20 protein-coding genes and 2 pseudogenes are annotated in these 21,953 nt (G+C 38.8%); 2 read left to right on the forward strand and 20 right to left on the reverse strand.

Features of this window, described 5'->3' with window-relative positions; translation table 11 throughout:
* The first annotated feature begins 25 nt into the window (after positions 1-25).
* Positions 26-1,216, forward strand: coding sequence for an MFS transporter (locus JFV29_RS00975; protein ID WP_201180733.1), 1,191 nt, complete (start codon positions 26-28; stop codon positions 1,214-1,216).
* Between the two features lie 147 nt (positions 1,217-1,363).
* Here the strand turns inward: JFV29_RS00975 and JFV29_RS00980 are convergent, their stop codons facing one another.
* The 10 genes and pseudogenes from JFV29_RS00980 to murQ form a co-directional block, all read right to left on the reverse strand.
* Positions 1,364-2,032: a DNA alkylation repair protein gene (locus JFV29_RS00980; RefSeq protein WP_201180734.1), complete on the reverse strand. Its 669-nt coding sequence runs from the start codon at positions 2,030-2,032 to the stop codon at positions 1,364-1,366.
* A 264-nt stretch (positions 2,033-2,296) separates the two neighbouring features.
* Positions 2,297-3,340: an oxidoreductase gene (locus tag JFV29_RS00985; RefSeq protein ID WP_056519205.1), complete on the reverse strand. Its 1,044-nt coding sequence runs from the start codon at positions 3,338-3,340 to the stop codon at positions 2,297-2,299.
* A 66-nt stretch (positions 3,341-3,406) separates the two neighbouring features.
* The gene (locus JFV29_RS00990; RefSeq protein ID WP_201180735.1) at positions 3,407-3,829 is read right to left on the reverse strand and encodes a DUF1801 domain-containing protein; all 423 of its coding nucleotides are present in this window, start codon (positions 3,827-3,829) and stop codon (positions 3,407-3,409) included.
* Positions 3,830-4,422: 593 nt separating this feature from the next.
* A complete protein-coding gene (gene nagE, locus JFV29_RS00995; protein ID WP_201180738.1) occupies positions 4,423-5,895 on the reverse strand; it encodes an N-acetylglucosamine-specific PTS transporter subunit IIBC in 1,473 nt (490 codons plus the stop codon).
* A gap of 181 nt (positions 5,896-6,076) precedes the next feature.
* The gene (locus JFV29_RS01000; RefSeq protein ID WP_201180739.1) at positions 6,077-7,315 is read right to left on the reverse strand and encodes an exo-beta-N-acetylmuramidase NamZ family protein; all 1,239 of its coding nucleotides are present in this window, start codon (positions 7,313-7,315) and stop codon (positions 6,077-6,079) included.
* A 12-nt stretch (positions 7,316-7,327) separates the two neighbouring features.
* A pseudogene (locus tag JFV29_RS01005) lies at positions 7,328-9,278 on the reverse strand (glycoside hydrolase family 3 N-terminal domain-containing protein).
* Positions 9,279-9,735: 457 nt separating this feature from the next.
* Positions 9,736-10,758, reverse strand: coding sequence for a MupG family TIM beta-alpha barrel fold protein (locus tag JFV29_RS31310; RefSeq protein ID WP_201180740.1), 1,023 nt, complete (start codon positions 10,756-10,758; stop codon positions 9,736-9,738).
* Positions 10,755-12,122 (reverse strand): PTS transporter subunit EIIC, encoded by a 1,368-nt coding sequence (locus JFV29_RS01015; RefSeq protein ID WP_201180741.1) that lies wholly within the window; start codon positions 12,120-12,122, stop codon positions 10,755-10,757. The genes JFV29_RS31310 and JFV29_RS01015 overlap by 4 nt, the downstream gene beginning before the upstream one ends.
* 37 nt (positions 12,123-12,159) lie before the next feature.
* The gene (locus tag JFV29_RS01020) at positions 12,160-13,017 is read right to left on the reverse strand and encodes a MurR/RpiR family transcriptional regulator (protein WP_201180742.1); all 858 of its coding nucleotides are present in this window, start codon (positions 13,015-13,017) and stop codon (positions 12,160-12,162) included.
* 12 nt (positions 13,018-13,029) lie between these two features.
* On the reverse strand, positions 13,030-13,944 hold the full coding sequence (gene murQ, locus JFV29_RS01025) for an N-acetylmuramic acid 6-phosphate etherase (protein WP_397443430.1): 915 nt from the start codon (positions 13,942-13,944) through the stop codon (positions 13,030-13,032).
* 409 nt (positions 13,945-14,353) lie between these two features.
* Between murQ and JFV29_RS01030 the strand changes: the two genes are divergently transcribed.
* Entirely contained in the window at positions 14,354-14,533 is a 180-nt protein-coding gene (locus tag JFV29_RS01030; RefSeq protein ID WP_201180743.1) for an H-type small acid-soluble spore protein, read from the forward strand.
* A gap of 345 nt (positions 14,534-14,878) precedes the next feature.
* Here the strand turns inward: JFV29_RS01030 and JFV29_RS01035 are convergent, their stop codons facing one another.
* The 10 genes and pseudogenes from JFV29_RS01035 to JFV29_RS01080 form a co-directional block, all read right to left on the reverse strand.
* On the reverse strand, positions 14,879-15,436 hold the full coding sequence (locus tag JFV29_RS01035) for a hypothetical protein (protein WP_201180744.1): 558 nt from the start codon (positions 15,434-15,436) through the stop codon (positions 14,879-14,881).
* A gap of 690 nt (positions 15,437-16,126) precedes the next feature.
* Complete coding sequence (locus tag JFV29_RS01040) at positions 16,127-17,308, reverse strand: ABC transporter substrate-binding protein (protein ID WP_201183281.1); 1,182 nt, start codon at positions 17,306-17,308, stop codon at positions 16,127-16,129.
* 25 nt (positions 17,309-17,333) lie between these two features.
* Positions 17,334-18,041, reverse strand: coding sequence for an ABC transporter ATP-binding protein (locus JFV29_RS01045; protein WP_201180745.1), 708 nt, complete (start codon positions 18,039-18,041; stop codon positions 17,334-17,336).
* Positions 18,025-18,798: an ABC transporter ATP-binding protein gene (locus JFV29_RS01050; RefSeq protein WP_201180746.1), complete on the reverse strand. Its 774-nt coding sequence runs from the start codon at positions 18,796-18,798 to the stop codon at positions 18,025-18,027. The genes JFV29_RS01045 and JFV29_RS01050 overlap by 17 nt, the downstream gene beginning before the upstream one ends.
* A 2-nt stretch (positions 18,799-18,800) precedes the next feature.
* Positions 18,801-19,796 carry a branched-chain amino acid ABC transporter permease gene (locus tag JFV29_RS01055; RefSeq protein ID WP_201180747.1) on the reverse strand — a complete coding sequence of 332 codons (996 nt, stop codon included), beginning with the start codon at positions 19,794-19,796 and terminating at the stop codon, positions 18,801-18,803.
* A 1-nt stretch (position 19,797) separates the two neighbouring features.
* The gene (locus tag JFV29_RS01060; RefSeq protein ID WP_201180749.1) at positions 19,798-20,661 is read right to left on the reverse strand and encodes a branched-chain amino acid ABC transporter permease; all 864 of its coding nucleotides are present in this window, start codon (positions 20,659-20,661) and stop codon (positions 19,798-19,800) included.
* A 109-nt stretch (positions 20,662-20,770) separates the two neighbouring features.
* Positions 20,771-20,965 (reverse strand): annotated as a pseudogene (locus tag JFV29_RS01065) (long-chain fatty acid--CoA ligase); the annotation flags it as partial.
* A 138-nt stretch (positions 20,966-21,103) separates the two neighbouring features.
* On the reverse strand, positions 21,104-21,322 hold the full coding sequence (locus JFV29_RS01070; protein WP_309559269.1) for an AMP-binding protein: 219 nt from the start codon (positions 21,320-21,322) through the stop codon (positions 21,104-21,106).
* On the reverse strand, positions 21,319-21,531 hold the full coding sequence (locus JFV29_RS01075; RefSeq protein WP_201180755.1) for a hypothetical protein: 213 nt from the start codon (positions 21,529-21,531) through the stop codon (positions 21,319-21,321). Before JFV29_RS01075 ends, JFV29_RS01070 begins: the two co-directional genes overlap by 4 nt.
* A 21-nt stretch (positions 21,532-21,552) precedes the next feature.
* A complete protein-coding gene (locus JFV29_RS01080) occupies positions 21,553-21,729 on the reverse strand; it encodes a hypothetical protein (RefSeq protein WP_201180758.1) in 177 nt (58 codons plus the stop codon).
* Positions 21,730-21,953 lie beyond the last annotated feature (224 nt).

Genomic DNA, 21,953 nt, shown 5'->3' on the forward strand with positions numbered 1-21,953 from the left:
TTTAAAAGAGAAAGAGAGGCTGTTTATGTCAGCAGAACAACGTAAAAAGATAATTATCCTTATGATCAATATGTTTATTGCAATAGGAAGCTTCGGTATTATTATTCCAATCTTACCTGCATACCTGGCTTCCATTAATCAAGGTGGAACTGCTGCTGGGCTAATGATTGCCATTTTCGCAGGTGCCCAACTTATCTTTTCGCCAATTGCCGGAAAATGGACTGATCAATTTGGTCGTAGAAAAATGATTATATATGGATTAATTGGTTTGACAATTTCCATGTTTATTTTTTATGCTGTTAATTCCATTTGGCTACTGTATGCTTCTCGGGTTGTCGGAGGGGTTGGGGCTGCTTTGCTGGTACCAGCAATATTTGCTTATGTTGCTGATATCACCACTTTCGATCAACGGGCTAAAGGCAATAGTTTAGTATCTGCTGCCATGTCCCTAGGGATTGTTGTTGGCCCAGGAATTGGTGGATTTTTAGCTGATTTTGGCTTAAAATTTCCATTTTTGATTTCTGCGCTAGTATCACTCCTCGCAGTAATATTTTCTATTTTTGTTTTAAAGGAAAGCGAAACGAAACAAGCTTCACAAGCTATGGACATGGCAAATAACGAATCGATGGTTCGCAAAATTGCCTTGTCTGTGAAAATGCCCTATTTCATTCCTCTTATCATTACACTTGTGATGAGCTTTGGATTAATGGCATATGAATCTGTTATCGGCCTTTATCTTGACAATCAATTTAATTCAACACCTAAGGACATCGCAACAATGGTTACAGCTACTGGTATCGTCAGCGTAATCGTTCAACTCTTTGTTGTCGACCGGATTGTTCGTCGTTTTGGGGAGGTAAGTGTGCTAATTATCTTTATTAGCGTCGCAGCCATAGGATTCCTTCTTTCACTTTTTGCTTCAAGTTACCTAATTTTCTTTGGAATCTCTCTCATCATCTTCCTTTCTACCTCCATCCTTCGACCAGTCTTAAACACACTGATTTCTAAGATGGCGGGGAATGAGCAGGGATTTGCGATGGGTATGAATAATGCATATATGAGCATTGGAAATGTGCTTGGACCCACTCTTGCCGGAATGATGTATGATGTTCAAATTACCTATCCTTTCATTTTAGGACTCTTACTCTTGATCCTAACTTTAATGATTACAATGGCTTGGCAAAAGAAATCCCTACATGCGAAGGCATTATCGTAGAGCTACGATAAAAGATAATGTATATATTTTTAACAATACCCCGAATAGTAGCAACTATTCGGGGTATTGTTAAATTTATGTATTATTGAAAATAAGGGAAGCTCCTCACCTTTGAAGTCTCTCTTTATTATTCAAAAATATTTCATTTTAAGTTAGATGTTTTAGCGCTTCTCTCTTGCTAAGAGGTTTTAATTGATGATTTAAAACAAATGATTTCACGCTCTCGGGGTTAGTTTTTGCATATTCACGTAACACCCAACCAATTGCCTTTTGAACAAAGAATTCATCGCTATTTGCTCGTCTTATTATGTAACGGAATAGACGTTCTTCATCCGTTCCGCCTTTGTATTGTAGTTGATATAATATCGCTGATCTTTGCAACCAAATATTCTCATCTTCAATCCACAAATCGGAGTATTGAGGAATAAGTTTAGGATAAGTTGAAAACATATAGCCCATGATATGAGGAGAAAGTACATCTACTGTATCCCACCATGACTTACTTACAATCAAATTGACTAACCAAGGCATATCCTCAGGGCAGAGGTTCTTTTTTTCCTTTTCAAGAATATCAAGGGCTGCTTTTTGGTATTCCCTTTCTGGGAGGTCCCAAAGCATAAGAATGATATCTTTACGATTACTTTCCGTTGGCAATCCGTGTTCCTTCAGAAACTGTTTAGTTAATGTTCGACGAATAGGGGATCGAATCCCCAAAAATTCAAATTGGTTCCTCAAATATTTTTTAGACCATTCTGCATATTCCACATCAGTGTGTTTTGAATATACATTAACCAGTTCTTGAATATAAGAATTCATAAATACCTCCATAATTTAATACACTTTGAAAAATGTTCCCCAAAATTGATTTCCCTTCATGTAACTTTATCTTGATATGTAAGGACCACTAGGAAATTAAAACCCTTGGAACTAACACTTACCTAAAGTTCCTGCTTTATCGACAGCAGTAAAAAGCAACCTGTTTATTCCTTTTGGAAAAACAAGGCTGCCTATTATTTTCATCTTCTGATTTCATTTTGATGCAAAAAGAGAAAAAAGAATTCAATGGGACAACAAAGTATTTCAATTAACATATATAGCTTTTTTCCCTTGACTGCTTTCCAACGCTGCATCAATGATCTTAATGACGGATAGCCCCTCTTCCGATGTGACAGGAGCCTTTTTCCCCTCAAATATACTTTCTGCAATTTCTTTATAATATGTTAAATAAGATCCATGTAAAGTTTGTATTGTTTCATGTTTCTCTTTTTCTCCATCAATCGTAACCAACTGACCATAGAATTGAGGATTATCTGCACCCCAAGAGTTATCTATAGGCTTTTTCCCCTCACTTAGCGCAGCCTCTTGTCCATCAAGCCCATATTTAATAAAAGTTCCTTTACTTCCATGTACCTGAAACCGCGGTCCATTAATCGGAACGATTGACCCTGAATGCAATATCACTCGCAGCTTTTCGTACCCTAAAATAACATGAAAATAATCATCCGTTTCTGCATTCTCTCTTTGCGCAAAAACATCTGCCCATACGAATTGTGGCCAACCAAATAAATGTAAGGCTTGATCAATTAGATGTGAGCCCAAATCATATAGCATGCCAGCTCCTGGACCCTGCTTTTCTCTCCACCTATCTCTAACCACTGGTCTGAAGCGATCATAATGGACCTGATATGTATTGATTTCTCCAAGTACACCATCATTCATAAGTTTTTTAATTGTCAAAAAATCATTATCCCATCTTCTGTTATGATAGATACTTAAAAGAAGCTCCTTTTCCTCAGCAATCTGTATGAGCTCCTCTGCCTCCCATGTTTCTACTACCATCGGCTTTTCCAAGATAACATGTTTTCCAGCAAGTAAACTTTGTTTAGCCATTTCATAATGCAAACCGCTTGGTGTCGTAATAACTACTAAATCAATCGCTGCATCTTCTAAAACTTCTTCTAAGCTACTTACTACTGCCACGTGCTTCAAATCCTGCTGCACTTTTTCCTTTTTAGAGCTTACTACTTTCGCTATTTCAAACTGCTCTAAAACACTTAGCAAAGGCGCGTGAAATGTAGCACCTGAAAGGCCGTATCCAACTATACCCACTTTAATTTTTCTCATTTTGCTTCCTCTCACTTTCTTGATCTTCTGAAACAATTAAAGGATAATCATCCACATACGTTCACTCTACTTATTCGGATAGGTTTCTCTCAAAAATTTTACAGATTGGTTAATTAACTCTTTTAAAACATTAAGATCAATATCTGCTACTTTATTTATGTAAACACAACTTTTTCCGGAAGTATGTCTTCCAAAGCCCTTTAATAATTCCTCTCGTTTTGTGTCACCCGTAGCAAAATATAAACTGATTTTTGCTTTTCGAGGTGAAAAACCTACAAGAGGAGCATCACCTTCATGACCAGATTCATATTTATAATGATATGTACCGAATCCAATTATACTCGGTCCCCACATCTTTGCTATAAAACCTGTCGTTTCAGTAAAAATATCTAATAATTGATATGCATCCTCACGCTTTTTGGGGCTGTCGACATTTTCAATAAACTCGATAACACTGCTGTCAGTTTCTTTGGTTTTTGGTTGGTACATTAGAATCTCTCCTATACTAAGGGATTTAATATATATTTTTCAAAGATAACATATGCTTAAAACTCAGATCATTTGATAAGCACAATTGCATTTGTTTTAGCAGGTATATTTATGGTTTCACCAGGCTTACGGGTGCGGTATAACGACGTGGAGGTTATATCTGGTGAAGTTATTGGCAATTGAAGCCATCTTTAGCCGAAAATTACGCAAGAGTATGAGTAAAGAATTCTTTCAAATGATTTTATGTGAGATTATATTATTTAATCTCTTAATTTATTCTCCGAACGTCATCCAATACCCTCCAAACAAATATCCTTAATATATTATAGAACATTGATTTGTTTTATTCTAATTTCTACCCAGTGTTCATTAAAAAAGCCAAAATAAATGTTTTTTGATCAAAGTGTACTCAGGCTTGATAATTCGTTACTAAAACGCTTTCTATAATAATCTAAAACGATCAGGTATGGAACGGGATCTCATTCCTGATCGTTGAGTATAATCCTTGTCTATTAATCTCGCAAGTAAACTAGTTGTTCTTGCAGTTCTAGATGAAAGATGAAGGATTACTCGAACAACTAATAATGGGAGCTCTATTGTCTACGAATCTTTTCAATTTCATCCGCTACGAATTGTACCTGCGTACCCACAACGACTTGAATGCTATGTGGACCAACGATATTGATTCCCGCGACTCCTGTGAATTTAATTTTATTTTGATCAACTGCTCCCATATTCTTCACTTCTACTCTCAAACGGGTTATACAGTTGTCAACAAACATTACGTTAGCGTCTCCACCTAAGCCTTCATAAATCGCAGCAGCCATCCCAAAGAATTTACTTCCTGTTGACTCAGCATGGTTGCTTGCATTTGCCTCTACTCCTCCACCATTAAGTTCTTCATCTGTATCATCCTCCCTCCCTGGAGTCATTAAGTTAAACTTTGCGATCAAGAAGCGGAATAAGATATAGTAAATGACAGCGAAAGCTAACCCTTGTAGAAGGAGCATATAAGGTTCATTTGCCAATGGCAATCTTGAACTTAAAACAAAGTCAACAAAGCCTGCACTAAAACCAAAACCTGCTGTCCATTGAAAAGATGCAGCAATGGCTAACGAAATACCTGTTAATAAAGCATGAACAACAAAAAGAGCGGGTGCTACAAACATGAAGGCAAATTCAAGAGGTTCTGTAACTCCTGTAAAAAATGAAGCAAATCCTGCAGCGAGCATTAATGACGCCACTTGTTTTTTCTTTTTAGATTTTGCTGAATGGTACATAGCAAGTGCCGCGGCAGGCAATCCGAACATCATGACAGGGAAGAATCCGGCTTGATACATGCCTGTAGTTCCTTTTGTTCCAGTTCCTGCCCAGAAATTACCGATATCGTTAAGCCCAATTACATCAAACCAGAACACGGAGTTTAATGCATGATGTAAACCCGTTGGTATCAATAACCGATTGAAGAATCCATAAAGTCCTGCACCTGCAGCACCTAATCCACTTATCGCTTCACCGAAATTAACTAACCAAGAGTAGATGAGCGGCCATACAAAAAATAATATAAGGGAAACGAGTAACATAATAACCGCAGTCAGTATGGGGACCAGCCTTTTACCACTAAAGAAAGCGAGGGCATCCGGCAGCTCGACCTTACTAAACCGATTATACATAGCAGCAGCTATAAGGCCCGAGAGAATTCCGACAAATTGATTTTCTATTTTCTCAAATGCTGGATTTACACTTTCTACATCAATACCTTGCAGCATAGCTACTGATTCTGTGGCAAGCAATGTCGTTACGACTAGATAGGCTACCAGCCCACTCAAAGCGGCTGAACCATCTTTTCCTTTCGACATCCCCAATGCAACCCCGACAGCAAACAAGATAGACATATTGCCAATGATGGAAGAACCAGCTTTAATTAAGAAAGCCGCTATCGGACTTCCCTCTCCCCATCCTGCTGGATCTATCCAATAACCAATCCCCATTAAAATGGCAGCTGCCGGCAATACGGCTACTGGCAACATCAATGAACGGCCAATTTTTTGAAGATATTTTTTCATCCCACTTTCCCCCTGACAGTTATTAATTTAGGATAACCCTATACACCTATTAGACAGCGGTTTCTTCTTTTTTAGAACTTCTTTTCTTTTATAAACTGTCTATTTCTAGGGAATTCTTAACGTTATACCCCTTTAATTAAAAAAAAGAAAAGCCCTTACAGACTTTTCTAAGTTCCTCCGGTTATTTATAAAGTAAATACTGTGCGCGAACCTTTTTAAAAGCATCTTGCTCTGGCTGATATTCTTTCATAATTTCATTCACAGATGAGCCTTCTTTAATCATTGCTCTCACCCAGTCATTACCTATTAATAGACTGAAATTATTGGCTGCGAGAAATTCGAAATCATCTGGATAAAGATCATGAATGGTCTTGATAATGTGCAGTCCAGTTGGTACAGCCCTAAATTCATCACGATCAGTTACATAGATTTCAACTCCATGGCTAAGTTTACCTGCATACTTTGAAAACGAAGGTGTAAAAGAGGCAGCCCTAAATTTCACACCGGGCAAACGTAGTCCATTTAATTTCCCCGCAAGTTCATCGCTGTTGATATAGGGTGCACCGATTAATTCGAATGGCTTAGTCGTCCCTCTGCCTTCCGAGACATTTGTTCCCTCAATTAGCCCTGTAGCTGGATATACAAATGTAGTGGACACTGTTGGCATATTTGGCGATGGCAAGACAAATGGAAGCCCAGTTTCGTCATAATCCATCGAGCGCTTCCAGCCTTTCATTTTAATGACCTTTAAATCTGCACCAATTTTAAACTCTTTATTAAACAATGTAGCGAGTTCGCCGACTGTCATCCCATGTTTAAGCGGAATCGGATACAAACCAACAAATGATGAGAATTCCGGTTCAAGTACTGGTCCATCTACTGATATCCCCCCTTGCGGATTCGGCCTGTCTAACACGATAAACGGGATGTTATTTTCTTTCGCGGCTTCCATTGCATAGGCCATCGTATAAATATAGGTGTAATAACGCGTTCCGACATCTTGGATATCAAAGACAAGAGCCTCTACACCTTCTAACATTTCAGGCGTTGGCTTTTTCGTTTTACCATACAAGCTATAAACGGGCAATCCTGTTTTTTCATCTATATAAAATTCAACGCTTGCCCCTGCCTGCGCATCTCCACGAACCCCATGTTCGGGTCCATATAACGCAGTTAATTCAATATCCGGATCGTCATACAGCAGATCAACGATGCTCGTTAATTTGGAATCGATTCCTGTTGGATTTGTAATCAACCCCACCTTTTTTCCTTTTAGTACATCCTTCTCATCTTTTAAAAGAACTTCAATACCAGGCATGACCTTTTGTTTTTTCTTTTCCTTATCGGCAGTAACACTTTTAGAGGAAACTATACTAAAGGCCAACAGACAAATGGTGAATATAATAAGAATTCTTTTCATTGTGTTTCCCCTCTACTTTTTAATAGGCTTGCCAGATTTAATATCTAATCCATACCCAAATTTATAAAGGCTTTCGGATGGTTTTGTCACGGATGGAATACCCACTGGCAACGTCCCCCTCGGTTTTGATTCTCCAAAGATCGTCGCGATGCCTGCCGGTATATTTGGCTGCCTATACCGCCCATTTGAATATCCTTTAAATCCGTATACAACCATCACGGCTTTTGCTTCTTCAAAATTGGCAACATCATAAGGGTTTCTTACACTCATTAACACAAACCCTTTATCTTTTTTCTGTGCATATTTCATGGCCGCTCTTGGAAAGGCTGTTGCCCACTTGCTTGAATCTTGAATACTGTCATCAATCACTCCATCATTTACGGCCGGATCGTTTTTTACAATATAGGACCCAGTAATGACATAGTCGGCTTCATCAATGAGTCTTGCCACTTCAATAGTGAATGACTTTTCTGAAAAACTCATACCTGTAACTTGGACTTTCTTTATCCTCTTTTGATCAACTAATTCATTGATGCTCCTTGACATAGATTCAATCTGATCGGCAAAAGGAGCAAGAACTAAAATATTTTCATTTTTCTTAGGTTTGAAGGGCAATGTTTTATCTTCATTTTTCAAAAGAGTGATTGCATCTTCCGCAATTTTCCTTTCTTTTTTCAAAGAATTTTTATTACCGACCACTTGAAGAGCCCTTAATATTTTTTTATCAATTGGGGTGTCGGCAGCGACTTTTCCCAGCTTTAGAATCCCTCTTTTCACTTTTAGCTCAAGTATTCTTGTTACAGAACGATTGACTTGATCAAGCGGAATTTCAGTACTTTCCACGGCTTCCTTCACTGCATCGAATACAGAGGTTATATTCTTTTCCATTTGAAGCGAGTTTACTTGTGCAGGCATCAATGCAATATCAACACCCGATTTCAAGGCCAAAACAACAGCATCTTCTTGTCCAAAATTGTCCGCAATGGCTTGCATATTCAATGCATCTGTAACCACTACGCCATCAAATCCCATTTCTTCACGTAAAAGACCAGTAATGACCTTCTGTGACAGTGTTGCCGGGACCATAATTTCTTGTCCGTCTTTTTTACTGATATAAGTAGTATCATCGAATGCAGGAAATTGAACATGTGCTGTCATTATCATATCTACTCCAGCATCGATTGCCTTTTGGAAAGGAACTAACTCGATAGAACGTAAGCGCTCTTTATTATGCGAGACAAGGGGAAGACCATAATGACTATCAACCGCCGTATCTCCATGACCAGGGAAATGCTTAGTCGTTGCTATCATATTCTGACTTTGCAATCCTTTTATGGTTTGAATCCCAAGTTTTGATACAAGATCTGGATCAGAACTGAAGGAACGGACGCCAATAACTGGATTTCCAGGGTTATTATTGACATCACAGCCGGTCCAAAATTTACATTTATACCAAGAGAGGACAATTCCTTGCCGATGATTTCTCCAGACTGATAGGCGTAATTCTTATTTCTAGTTGCACCCAACGACATATTTCCCGGAAGATTCGTTCCTGTTTGAAGGCGAGTTACGATTCCTCCTTCTGATCAATAGTTATAAATAGTGGAAGATCCCTGCTCGCATTCTGTAAACCATCTGTCAGCCGTACCGTTTGCTCGGTATCTACAACATTTTCAGCAAACAAGATCACTCCGCCTAAATGATATTTTTCAATGATGCTTGCAACTTCTGAGTTCATTTCTATAAAACCTGTTGCTTTTCTTTCTCCTTGTTCTTGCCAATTACAAAAATCTGGCATGAGCATTTGACCGACTTTCTCCTCAATGGACATATTTTCTACGGTTGTCTGAACATCCGGCACTGGTTTTTCTTCCGCAAACTCCCTTGCTGATGTAATTCCACCAAGAGTGGATAAAGCCAAGGAAAAAGCTAACCCAGCAGGTGCCCATATCTTTTTATTCATTTTGGCATCCTCCTTTTTACTTTTTAATCTCAAAAGGCTTTCTTAGCAGTAGTAGGTAAAAAGGTTCCCAAGAAGCTTTAATCAATATCTGTCTAAAGAAGTTAGTGAATCCTCATCCATCTTCAATGCTTCTTAAGTGTGTGATGATGTGTACTAAATGTTGTTAGCCGTATGATCGTTTTTTACAAATTTCCACACTCTTATGACAATAAAGGCAGCACCTTGAAATCCAGTAGCCACCTTTATCAATTTCTCATTCACTTTTTTATTTTCCAAGGAAAATCCAGCTCTTTTTCTGGGATCTTAGCTTTCTTAATGACAGAAAATCCTCTTGTTGTATCGTTAGTTGCTAATTAACACTTCGTGGGCCAGGGCTTTTAGTTCGTGAGTGTAATAGAGTGTAAGAACTGAACTGAAGTGAGTGAAATGATCACCTATTTTCTGTGTATTTCTAAATCTATATATATAATTCTTCACATTGTAGGTTTACGGATTGACCAGATTCTAGAAGTGCTAACAAAGGAAGATCTTCCTCTATAACTAGCCCTATCACATTGACTCGATGATTTGCTTCTAAATCTCGCCTGCAAATTTGGACCTCTCCCCGATATCGCCCATATGCATCATTGTCCATCGTAATGGAACCAAGGCAGCGTTCGACAGTATTTTGCGGCTTAATCTGTGTTGTGACACGGGTATGTTGTAGCCGATACACATCCCTTGAAACATCTGGCCGCAAATCGTAAATACCGCTTTGCAAAACGGAAGACTTCACGCGAATAGACAGAATATTCCGATCATTGAAGGCGGATAGGTTCTCAATCAAATCGTTTTCCACACCTTGATCTCCAATATATACTCCATTCACATGCTGAAACAGTTCAACTCCGGCAGCAAAAGGATTCATAAACCTGTGTTTTTCAAGCGTCGGAAGGCCATCATGAAGGGGTCCTCGCTTACTTCCTGAACCCGGGATAAAAGCAACAATAGGTATTCCATACTTCTTGAACATTCTATTTTGATTTTGAAAGAATTCTTCCTCGAGACCCGTTTCACGCCTTGGATAGAAGTTATGCCAGGCTATGAGTCTATCAGGTTTTATTCCGCTCCCAAGTGCGGCCATTAGTTCATCTTCCTTTAACGTACTTGCGTTTAGCGAAAGAGAAAATACCTCAGATAAAGATCTTATCGTTTCATAGTCAAACCCATCATCCAAACGAATTCCCTTAACCCCTAATGACGATAACTCCTCAAAATTGCTAATTCCCAAATGATTAAGCGTGTTTAATGAGACATCTGCATGGATTTCCATTTCATATGACTCTACAAGCTTTAATAGATCAACCATTCTTTGTACGTGATCACCTTTTTCTTCAGGAATATGAAGCGAGGTAAATGCTCGCTTCACACCTAAGTTTGCTGCATGAATGATTTGTGTTTCTGCATCTGGGTCTTGTAGATAAAAAGAGATTCCAATCACTTGAATTCAACCGCCATTTCATCTTTAAATCCAAATAAGTACGTAAAAATAAATCCTGCTGCGTAGGAAATGAATAACCCTGCCAAGAAAAGCACAATTTGGTTTGGATGAACTAAAAAGGTAAGTGGTAATCCAGACACACCGATTGCAGTGGTCGCAATTCCGAAGTGAGCTTGAAATGCGCCTCCTACCCCTGCCCCTAGACATGCGGTTAAGAAAGGACGACCGAGTGGTAATGTCACTCCAAATATAAGAGGTTCGCCGATACCAAGCATTCCTGATGGAAGACCTCCACCTATCGCTCGCTTTAGGCTTGCTTTCTTCGTTTTGAAATAGATGGCAAATGCCGCACCTACTTGGCCAGCTCCACCCATTGCCAAAATGGGAAGCAGAGGATCGTCTCCAATCGCGTTGATCAATTCAAGATGAACAGGTGTTAAACCTTGATGCAGACCAGTTATGACTAGCGGTAGGAATGTTGCTCCAAGCACAAATCCAGCTACAACTCCACCGAAATCTAATATATTTAATAAACCTGTTGTAATCGTATCCGATAAAAATCCTCCTACCGGCATAAATACAATGTAAGTGACTATCCCTGTAATAAGTAAAGAGATGGTTGGAGTCAACATTATATCCAGTGATTGAGGAATGAATTTCCTTACCTGCTTTTCTACCAATGCTATAAAAATCGCAGCAAAAAGGACTCCAATTAACCCTCCACGTCCTGGGAGCAAGTTTTCACCAAACAATGAAATGTCGCCTACTGCCGGGTTGATAACCAAGATACCAGCCAGTGCACCAAGTGCAGGTGATCCCCCGTATTCCTTTGCCGCATTAGTCCCAACTAAAATCCCAAGGTAAGCAAATAATCCAGATCCGATAACAGTTAATATAATGGCTAATTGTGAATCACCCGCAAGCCAGCCCGCTTGAACGACCGCTTTTGTAATCCCTGTAATCAGGCCTGAAGCTACTAATGCAGGAATTAACGGGATAAAGATACTCGCAATTCTACGTAAAAATAGTTTAAAAGGTTTTGCATTTTTCCTATCAATCTCTGATTTGTTCTTGGTAGCAGTTTCTTTTAAATTAAAATCTTCAGATGATGCGAGAAACTTTTCAAATTCAGCGTACACCTTGTTCACTACTCCTGGACCCAGAACGATTTGAATCGTTTCTTCTTCGATGACACCAAGAACGCCTTCCGTTTTTTTAATTTCATCCATGTTTACTTTTGAACGATCGATTGGTGATACCCGCAGCCTGGTCATACAATGTGCAGATCCTACAACATTTGATGCCCCACCTAACTTTTCTAATAATTCTCGTGCTAAATCGGCGTACTTATCCCCCTTGCCCATTCAAAAGCCCCCTTTGTCAAAATCTCCAAATGAATGTTCATTTATAACGATCTGTCATCGATTGGATGGCTGCCCGTGTGTTATCAATATATTGGACAGTCTCTTCGTACTGTTCTGACGCCATTCCTAAAAATAAAATATCAATCATATATAACTGTGCCAATCGGGAAGATGTTGCAGCACTTCTAAACGGAGCTTCATTTGAAAAGGATGTATACAGCGAAGCGTCACACAAAGAAGATACCGTTGTTTGACCAAAATGAGTCAGGCCGATCGTTTTGACTCCTCGATCTTTAGCAAGTTTTAATATATTGACAACTTCAGGTGTTTCTCCTGAGAATGAAATAGCAAAAACGATATCATTTTCATCCGCATTGGCAATCAGAGTTGCAACTAAATGCATGTCAGTAAAGGCAGTTGCCCCTTTGTTGATTCGAAGCAGTTTTTGCTGAGCGTCTGCGGCAACAATATTCGAAGCCCCCACTCCACAAAAGTGAACTGTTTTAGCGTTCAGCAGCAATTTAATTGCATTTTTGAGATTATCGTGATCGATAATTTCAGAAGTGTCACGAATAATCTGAATCGTATTACTGGTTGTTTTTTCAACAATCCTATACAGTGATTCTGAAGGCTCAATATCTCGGTAACCCTGTTCAACAGACTTCATTAAATCCCCAGCAATCCGCATTTTCAAATCTTGAAATCCTTTCAAACCGAGAGATTTGCACAACCTTATCACAGCAGCCCCGCTTGTATGAGCAGAAGTCCTCAACTCCTGTACAGTGCTATTCACTACCTCATGAGGATTCTGTAGGATATATTCTGCTAGTTTTTGTTCTGATTGTGGAAGCTTACTTAGCATCGTCTGTATAATGGATAATCCTCCAGTAACCATTGCTTTCTCTCCTTAATCCACGCGCATCGAGATGGCTTTTCTGACATCTCCATCCGCTTTTTCTAGTAACTCCGTTGATTGATCATAAGTTGTTGAAGTCTTTATCATTACAATCGCTGGTTTAACCTGATTATTCGCCTTTTCGAGCATTTTCATTGCAATATCATATTCAACATTCGTAACAGTTTGTATAATGCTTATTGCACGATCCTTTAGTTTTTGATTGCTTACATTTACATCTACCATCAGATTTTCATACACTTTTCCCATTCTAATCATGGTAGCTGTTGAGATCATATTAAGTACCATTTTATGTGCAGTTGCCGCTTTCATTCTCGTAGACCCTGTTAAAACTTCGGGTCCGACCTCAACTTCAATTCCAATATTAGCGACTTCCGTGATGATGGAGTTTTTATTGCACGATAAAGCCACCGTTTTTGCTCCTACCTTTCTTGCATAATGTAAAGCTCCTTTCACATAAGGAGTACGACCGCTTGCTGCAATGCCGATAACCGTATCATTAGCTGTAAGATCCACGTTTGTTAAATCTCTTTTCCCAAATTCTTCTTTATCCTCTGCTCCTTCAATTGCTCGAACAAATGACTTTTCCCCTCCAGCCATTATTCCCAGCACCTTATCCGGTGATGTGCTGAAAGTCGGTGGACATTCCACTGCATCAAGAACACCAAGTCTACCGCTCGTTCCAGCCCCAATGTAGATGAGTCTTCCTCCTTTCATTAACGATTCATAAGCAAATTCAACCGCCGTTTTAATATCTAATAAAACCTCCTGTACGGCTACTGCCACTTTTAAATCTTCGTTGTTAATAGCAGTAATAATTTCCAGTGTATTTACACTGTCGATGTTCATGGTCCCTTCATTGCGTAATTCAGTCGTTAATGAACGCAGTCGTTCTTCCATAGACAAATAGATCCTCCTATTATCAATTACTTAAATATAATTTCAATTTATAATCAATTATCTTGAAATTATATTTTATATTATATTAAATGGCAGCGCTTTCATTACTAAATAACAAGATTTTTTTGTAAGTTTAGTATCATTTTACTTTTTAATACCTGATTTCAGAAAATCATTCTATTATTTCAAAAGAACGCTTACCACGTCATATTATGGAGTATGTAATACCACAGCCATCAGATGGATTCTTAGAGGATAAACCTGATAGCATAATATCTACTCTTATGAATACTTCGGAATTTTCTTATATTGTAGACGGTGTTATTAGATTATCATCTGCATTTCTTTTAAAAAAAGAATAAAATCATTTACCTTTTCAAATAATAATTAGACAAATAATAAGGGAGGGATTTTTGTGGATGTTAATCGTGTAAAACAGATTCTTTCTTCACCATCTGACATTGAGGTGAGATATAATGGCACTTCAGTTTGGATTGATAATATAAATGAAGATGGAAGAACAGCTACTGTACATCTAAGAGGGCCATTAGAGGAAAGGTCAGAAGTCGGTATTGAAGAGCTTAAAGAAATATAAAGAGTAATAAAACATTATCCACCCATAACATCCCGAGAGAACAAAACAGGAATAGTTGCAGCCATACTTAATGAATTAGTATGGCTGCTTATTAGTGAAATCGAGATGAACATGCTTTGAACTGCCTGTGAATTTCATTTCATATTGGGTTCATTGTTGCTGAGAAGGCTTGTAGTTAAATTGAATTGTTGAGGTAAGTTAGGTAACTGTATTAGTGGTTTCTCTGAAGAATTTGGTCGAAATGTATTTGGTCCTTCACTATTCATTAATATATACACAATTATTAAATTAAAAAAAGCCACTCTCTTTATGAGGAAGGCTTTGTTAATGATAATTGAATTATCGTTACATTTTTTCAACTTTAATCAGACTTTCTACTATCCAATTTAGTGTCCGTTTATCTTTTTCCTCTTCTGTCAGACTTCTTGGGAGTTCTATCCATTGATCTTTTTCAGGGACTAAATGAATCTGCCCCCTTAATGAATTTGGCACTTCCCTGTCCAATAAACGTATCTCTATATCATTATTAATAGTTACATATATATGACCAGTATATTCGATTTCTTCAATTTTCATGTTAAAGTGACCTCGGGTATTAGGACGGCACCATATATGATTTCCTTTAAGTTTTCTCAAAGAGTATTCAAAACCAAAAAGTTGTTCTTCCGATATATAATAATCTTTGATGTAATACAAATTTTCATTATGTTTTTTGTCATTCACATCATACACATCATACGTAAAATGTATATTTGAATCTTTTCTTATCTTAGGATTTTGGTCGGTCCAATTGTTATTTACCATTATTGGTCGTACAAAAGATTCTAGCCTTTCTTTTACTAAATATTCAATATTGCTATGATCAAGCTTACATCCAAAGGTAAATAAAAAATAGTCTTTCAATTACTTCTAGCCCCATTTCAGCAATGAATTATTATTTAATCTAATATTCCCCCTATAATCAGACAAATCATCTTATGTATGGTAATGACAATTTATTGAATTTTCAGATTGATTTTTAAATACATGAAATCTAAAGTAAGGATTCCATTATCACCTAATAATTCAAAAATATGCTCTCCTTGTTTGATACCATTATAGGTGCTGTACTACCTAATGGTCCTACACGTCTAGAATATCCATACTTACCATATCTTTTTTTCCCATAATATCTAGAGTAGACCTTACTTTCTTATAAAAATCTTTTTCAATCGTTACTTAGGAAAGTAAGGATCCGTCATCTACTCTTTTACCAGAGTTGGAAATAACTACACGAAGCTCACATTTTGCTATTGTCGCCTTTATTATTGTTTTTCTATCGTTCAGGCCTTTACTAGAATATTATCATTTCTAGAAAGTACCTGACAGTATGAATCTTACCCTAGTAATGGATACATTGTGGAAGAAACAAAAAAAGAAACGTGTACTGGAATCCTTCATTTGAAGGATTCCAGTACACGTCCAAGAAATACAACAATCTTCTCTATCAGTACATACTGGTAGAATTCTGCCGCACACTAGCTACTTTTTTTATGACTGTTTACTTGATTATCAGGGATATTTTTCGTGACACCAGCACTGGCTTTGTTCACCTTAACGAATGGGAACTACTTTTCCATCTTCAACCGCTCCAACGACAATTGTAGATGCGAATCCTCCATTCTCATCAATTGTTGGGATATCGTAGATTTTCTGTTCAGCAGAAATATTAGTCAGCCCGTCCTGCATATGTTCGCGAATCGCCTTGACGTCATCCACGCTTCCTGCTGATTTCATCGCTTCTACAAAAGCATACATCGCGATGTAATTCAAACCGACTTCGGAGCTTGGATCTTCCTTATAATTTTTTTGATATTTCTCAATAAAAGCTGGCACTGCTTCTTCATCGGAGTTAATCAGAGGTAGGACACCGATTGAGCCTTCCAATGTTTCATATGATCCTGCAATCGGCTTCATTTGATCCAGCTTCGCCTGATCCATAATAATAAAACCGCCTTTAAACCCTAACTCCCGAGCTTGCTTCGCTACTTTTGCCGTCGGTTCAGACGCACCTCCGATAAACAGCACATCAGGATCCTTTTTCAATGCATTTGTAACAATCGTAAAGAAATCTGTTTCTTTAGCAAAATCAATCGAGGAATTATAAACGACTTTACCACCTTGCTTTTTCCAATGAGGGAGAACCGCTTCTGTCCAGTCTTTTCCGTATTGAGAAGAGGTTGGCAAAGCTGCAATTTTTTTGCCGAAATGTTCCATGGCATACGTTGTAAACGGTTCGATATATCCTTCATAATTCGGTGGAATTCGTACGGTTAATGAATTTCCGCTTTCGGTAACTGAAGGCTCACTCGTATAGGCGCCAATGATAAATTTCTCTTGTTCATTAAAAACCTGCAGCGCCAGGACACCGCCGCTATGCGGCGTAAATATAATCGGTGTATCATATTCCTGAATTAAGCGTTTAGCATTCGAACCTGTTTCATTCGGTAAGTATTTATCATCCAAAGAAACGAGATTAAGCGTGTATTTTTCTCCATCTACTTCAAACCCTCCGTCATCATTGATTTCATTGACGGCCATTTCCACACCATTTAACGTTCGTTTCCCATACAATGCTGCAGCCCCGCTTAACGGACCGCTAAAACCGATGTTAACGACATTTCCTCCTTTACCTTTTTTACCACTACTTGATGCGGGGCTGTCTCCCTTGTTACAGCCAACCAATGCAGTTACTACTACCAGCATGAATACAAATAACACTTTCAGTTGTTTCATATAAATAAATCCCCCATTCTTTTTTTCATGCTCCAATATACGCTTTCCGTACTTCACCATTAGCCAATAAATCATCTGCTGTTCCTTGAACGACAATTTCCCCATTTTCAAAAACATAACCTTTATCTGCAATGCTGAGGGCAGCATTCGCATTCTGTTCTGCAAGTAGAACGGTGATTCCTTCCCGGTTTATTTCTTCGATAACCTTAAACATCTGTTCCACAATCAAAGGTGCGAGTCCAACCGAAGGCTCATCAAGCATCAGCAGCTTTGGCTTAGACATTAATGCCCTACCTATGGCAAGCATCTGCTGTTGCCCACCGCTCAGACTTCCTGCATCATTATGATTCTTTTCTTTTAAAATCGGGAATAAATTATATACCTTTTCCAAAGAATGCTTGATTTCCGCCTTTTTCTTTCGATGCACATATGCCCCCATCCTCAAATTTTCCTGGACAGTCATTTGCGGAAACAGTTTACGTCCTTCGGCACACTGAACAATTCCAGCTTGAACATTCTTATCCGGGGCCCGACCGCCTATAGGACTATTTTGAAAATAAATTTCTCCTTGAGACAGCTTACTGATACCACTAATGGAACGAAAAGTCGTACTTTTACCCGCTCCATTCGCCCCCAATAAAACGACAATCTCCCCTTTGGCAACTTCGATATTCACATGTTTGATTGCAGTAAAACTTCCATAACTGACTGCAACATTAGATAACTTTAGCACTAGCACTACCTCCCAAATAGGCTTTAATAACCGCTTCATTACTTCGGATTTCCTTAGGTGTACCCTCGGCAATTTTTTCTCCGTAATTCAAAACCATGATGTGGTCAGCCAAGTTCATAATCATATGCATTTTGTGCTCGATTAAACATATCGTAAGACCGGATTGATTTAACTTCTTGATCAGAACTGTCAGTCCTTCCGTTTCATCCGGGTTGATTCCTGCAGCAGGTTCATCAAGAAAGATAATTTCCGGGTCCGTTGCAAGAGCAAGGGCGATGGCTGTCCGTTTCTTTTCCTCCTGCGAAACACTAGCGACTATTTTGTCAGCCACATCCGTTAATCCAACAATCTCCAGCACCTCCATAGCCTTATCCCGACATGCCGCTTCCTCTCGTTTTAAGCGTTTTGTTCTTAGAATGGCGTCTACCAAATTCGATTTGGTGCGTAGTCTATGCCCAACAATGACATTATCCAATACGGTCGATTTATCAAAAAGACTGGTTGTTTGGAAGGTCCTTGAAATTCCTAGCGCTGCTATTTCATTAGCTGGAAGCTTGGTGATATCAATTCCTTTAAAAATGACGGTTCCAGAGCTTGGACGATGAAAGCCGCTAATCAAGTTGAAAAAAGTGGATTTCCCCGCCCCATTCGGTCCGATAATAGCATTGATTTTTCCTTTTTTAATCAAAAAATCCACATTATTGACTGCTGCTAAGCCGCCAAACCGCTTTGTCAAATTCTTAGTTTCAATAATCATTTTCATCCCTCCCCCACTTTAATAGAAACATCGTTTCTCAAAACAGGCGGCTTCTTATCTTTTCGTTTGATTTTCCAATCAAAGATGGCACCTGCGATTCCACGTGGATAAAAAATGATGATTAATGTAAGCAAAGGTCCGAAGATCAACATTCGGTACTCTTGAAGAAATTGCAGATTTTGCGAAAGTATTACGAGCAGTAACGTTCCCACCAACGGTCCCGAAAGTGTCCCAATTCCACCAACTAAGAGATACATCAATAGGTCGAACATAATGGAGGTGGAGCCGATATCAGGTCCAATAAACCGAATGAATGAAGCATACAGGGCTCCAGCCAAACCTGCGAAAAATGTAGAAAGGACAAAGGCCGTCAGTTTATTCTTCATCGTGGATATACCAATCGTTTGAGCAAGGTCCTCACTATTCCTGATGGCCATATACGTTCTACCTGTTAACGAATGGATAATCCGATACATGACTATGATCACCGCAAGCAGAAACACAAGGACAAGATAATATTGTGAAGTTGCCGTATCGAATGTTATTGGACCGATATTACCTGGAGCAGGGATGCCAATCAATCCTCTAACTCCCTCCGTCAGCCCCTCCCATTTATCAATGACCAGATATATGATATAGCCTACACATAATGTGTATATGGCGAAAAAGTGTTCCTTTGTCCTCAATGCTATTAATCCGATTACAAATCCAATCGCACATGTGATCAAACAGGCCCCCACAAGAGCCAGCCAAAAATTCATTCCAGATTTTACTGTCAGCAGCCCAAGTGAGTATGCACCAATTGCAAAAAATCCAGCATGAGCAAGCGAGAGATAACCAGTATAGCCTGATAACAAATTGATTCCGTAAACAGCAATTGTCCAAATGAATGAGAGTGTTAACATATGAAGATAATAGTCGTTTTGACCGATAATAGGGAATAAAAAAGCTAAGATGATAAGAGCAATAATTCCATTTCGTTTCGTCAAAATCTTCATGCTACCTCTCCCCCTTAGCAAAAAGTCCCGTTGGTTTCACTGTTAGAATTACAACTAAAAGAACGAATGCAATGATGTCTTTATAATCATTTGAAATATAAGTTGCGCCCAGGCTCTCGCTGAAACCAAGGATATAACCGCCGACAATCGCCCCTGGAATACTTCCCATGCCTCCCAGAATGATAATGACGAATGCCTTCAAGATGACGAGATGTCCCATGCCGGGGAAAACGAGGTTAATCGGTGAAGCAAGAGATGAGGCAATGGCGGCTAAGCCACCAGATATCATGAAGGTCAGCATAGCGACTTTGTTGATGTTAATCCCTACAAGTGAAGCTCCTTCACGACTTTGGGACATCGCAATTATCGTTGAACCGGTATACGTTTTCTTGAGGAAAAGATAAAGCAAAATCATCACCACGATAGCCGAAACGATAATCAACAAGCGCTGCAGTGTAAACGTCAACCCCATGATGTTGACGACTTGATCGTAAGGAGAATTCATTGTATGGAAATCGGCGCCCCAGACAAATTGCGCAAAGGCTTCAAGAAAAAGAAGAATCCCGATTGCCGCAATTTTATCGTGCAATGGCGGTGCCTCCCTTAACAAGCGGAACACGAAACGTTCCAATAGAACACCCATCAAACCAACAACGATTACGGATACAAACATAGCAAACCAATAATTAACGCCATATAACGTCATCATTGATAATGTGATGTACCCTCCCAACATATAGAGAGCTCCGTGGGCAAAGTTCGGGATATGCAAAATTCCATATACAAGCGTCAATCCCAGGGCAACTAAACTATAAACGCTTCCAATTGTCAAACCATTAAAAAGCTGCTGGATTAAAATATCCATTTACTTCCTCCTTCTTAATTATTGAATTTTTATCATGCTATTTGGTTATTCCTGCTTCACAATCAAAGGCATGCCTAGAAAACCAGCCATTCAAAAAAGTGAGAGGCATCTATACATTAATCAAACTGACGATTTTTGATTCTGTTAACGGCAACGGAATTCTAATACTGTTTACCCTACGCTCGCCCGATAATGGATTGCGACAAGCAGTTGAAGAAGCCTCCGATAAACCGTAGCCTTCAATGATTTTTATTTTTGTTAGCTTTTCAAACTGATGTAACATCGTAGGAGACAAATGGGCTGAATCACATAAACAGAGCTATAATGTATGCAAAGCATTATGAGTATCACCGAGTTCTTTGATTAAAGAGTTTTACATTTGTGGTAAGCCAGGAAAAATGGTCACTTTGCAAGTCTCGCTCAACTCGATTACCCGTTTAGCCTAAAACACGGGCACGATGACATTCGCTGCACCAAGCATAACAGCCAAGTTCATCGTGATAGTCATCATATACACATGATAAAGCGGAGAAGCCGTCATGATTACTTCCTCACCGAACTGAATCCTCGATTGAAGAAAACTTTGGTTCTGAATCACATTGGCAACTAAATTAAAATGGGTTAGTTCCACACCCATTCTCTGTCCGGAAGTCCCGCCTATATACTAATCACAGCCATATCTACTTTTGGACTTATAGTCGCTTCCCCTACCTCTTTCGGAGGGGCATGGATAAGGTCATCAAGATATTCAAAAGGCAATGTGAGTCTTATTTCTTTATTATCACCACCTACATATATACGAGGTCTTGAAGTAGCTGATAAAACGCCCAACTTGTTAGCGCTTTCATTTCCAGTGACTAAGTATTGCAATTGTACGTCTTCTTGAATCTCTCACATTTCTCTAACCATACATAACGGGTTGATTAGTATAATGATCATTCCTAGTTTAATAGCAGCATAATAGGCGATTAGATAATCGGGTTGATTACCTAGCAAGAAACCAATTTTATTACACTTTTTTGCCCCAGCCTTATAACAAGCAGTTGCAAGACCATCCACATTTCGCATAAGTAATCATTTGTTCTTCATAATAAATGGGCGCCCGGTCCCCAAAACCTCTTTACGGAAAGCATTCTGTATAGTCTGATTTTAGGGATATTCGTAGATTTCATCGTCTGAATATAACCGCTTTCCCATGGTCGATCACCTGGATCAATCAACTATCTCACCTCACACTTTCTACATGGAAATTCCGTAGATTAATTCCTTATTAATATGCAAGTGCTGTGCCA

The organism is Peribacillus sp. TH16 (assembly GCF_016651095.1).
Taxonomy (GTDB): domain Bacteria; phylum Bacillota; class Bacilli; order Bacillales; family DSM-1321; genus Peribacillus; species Peribacillus butanolivorans.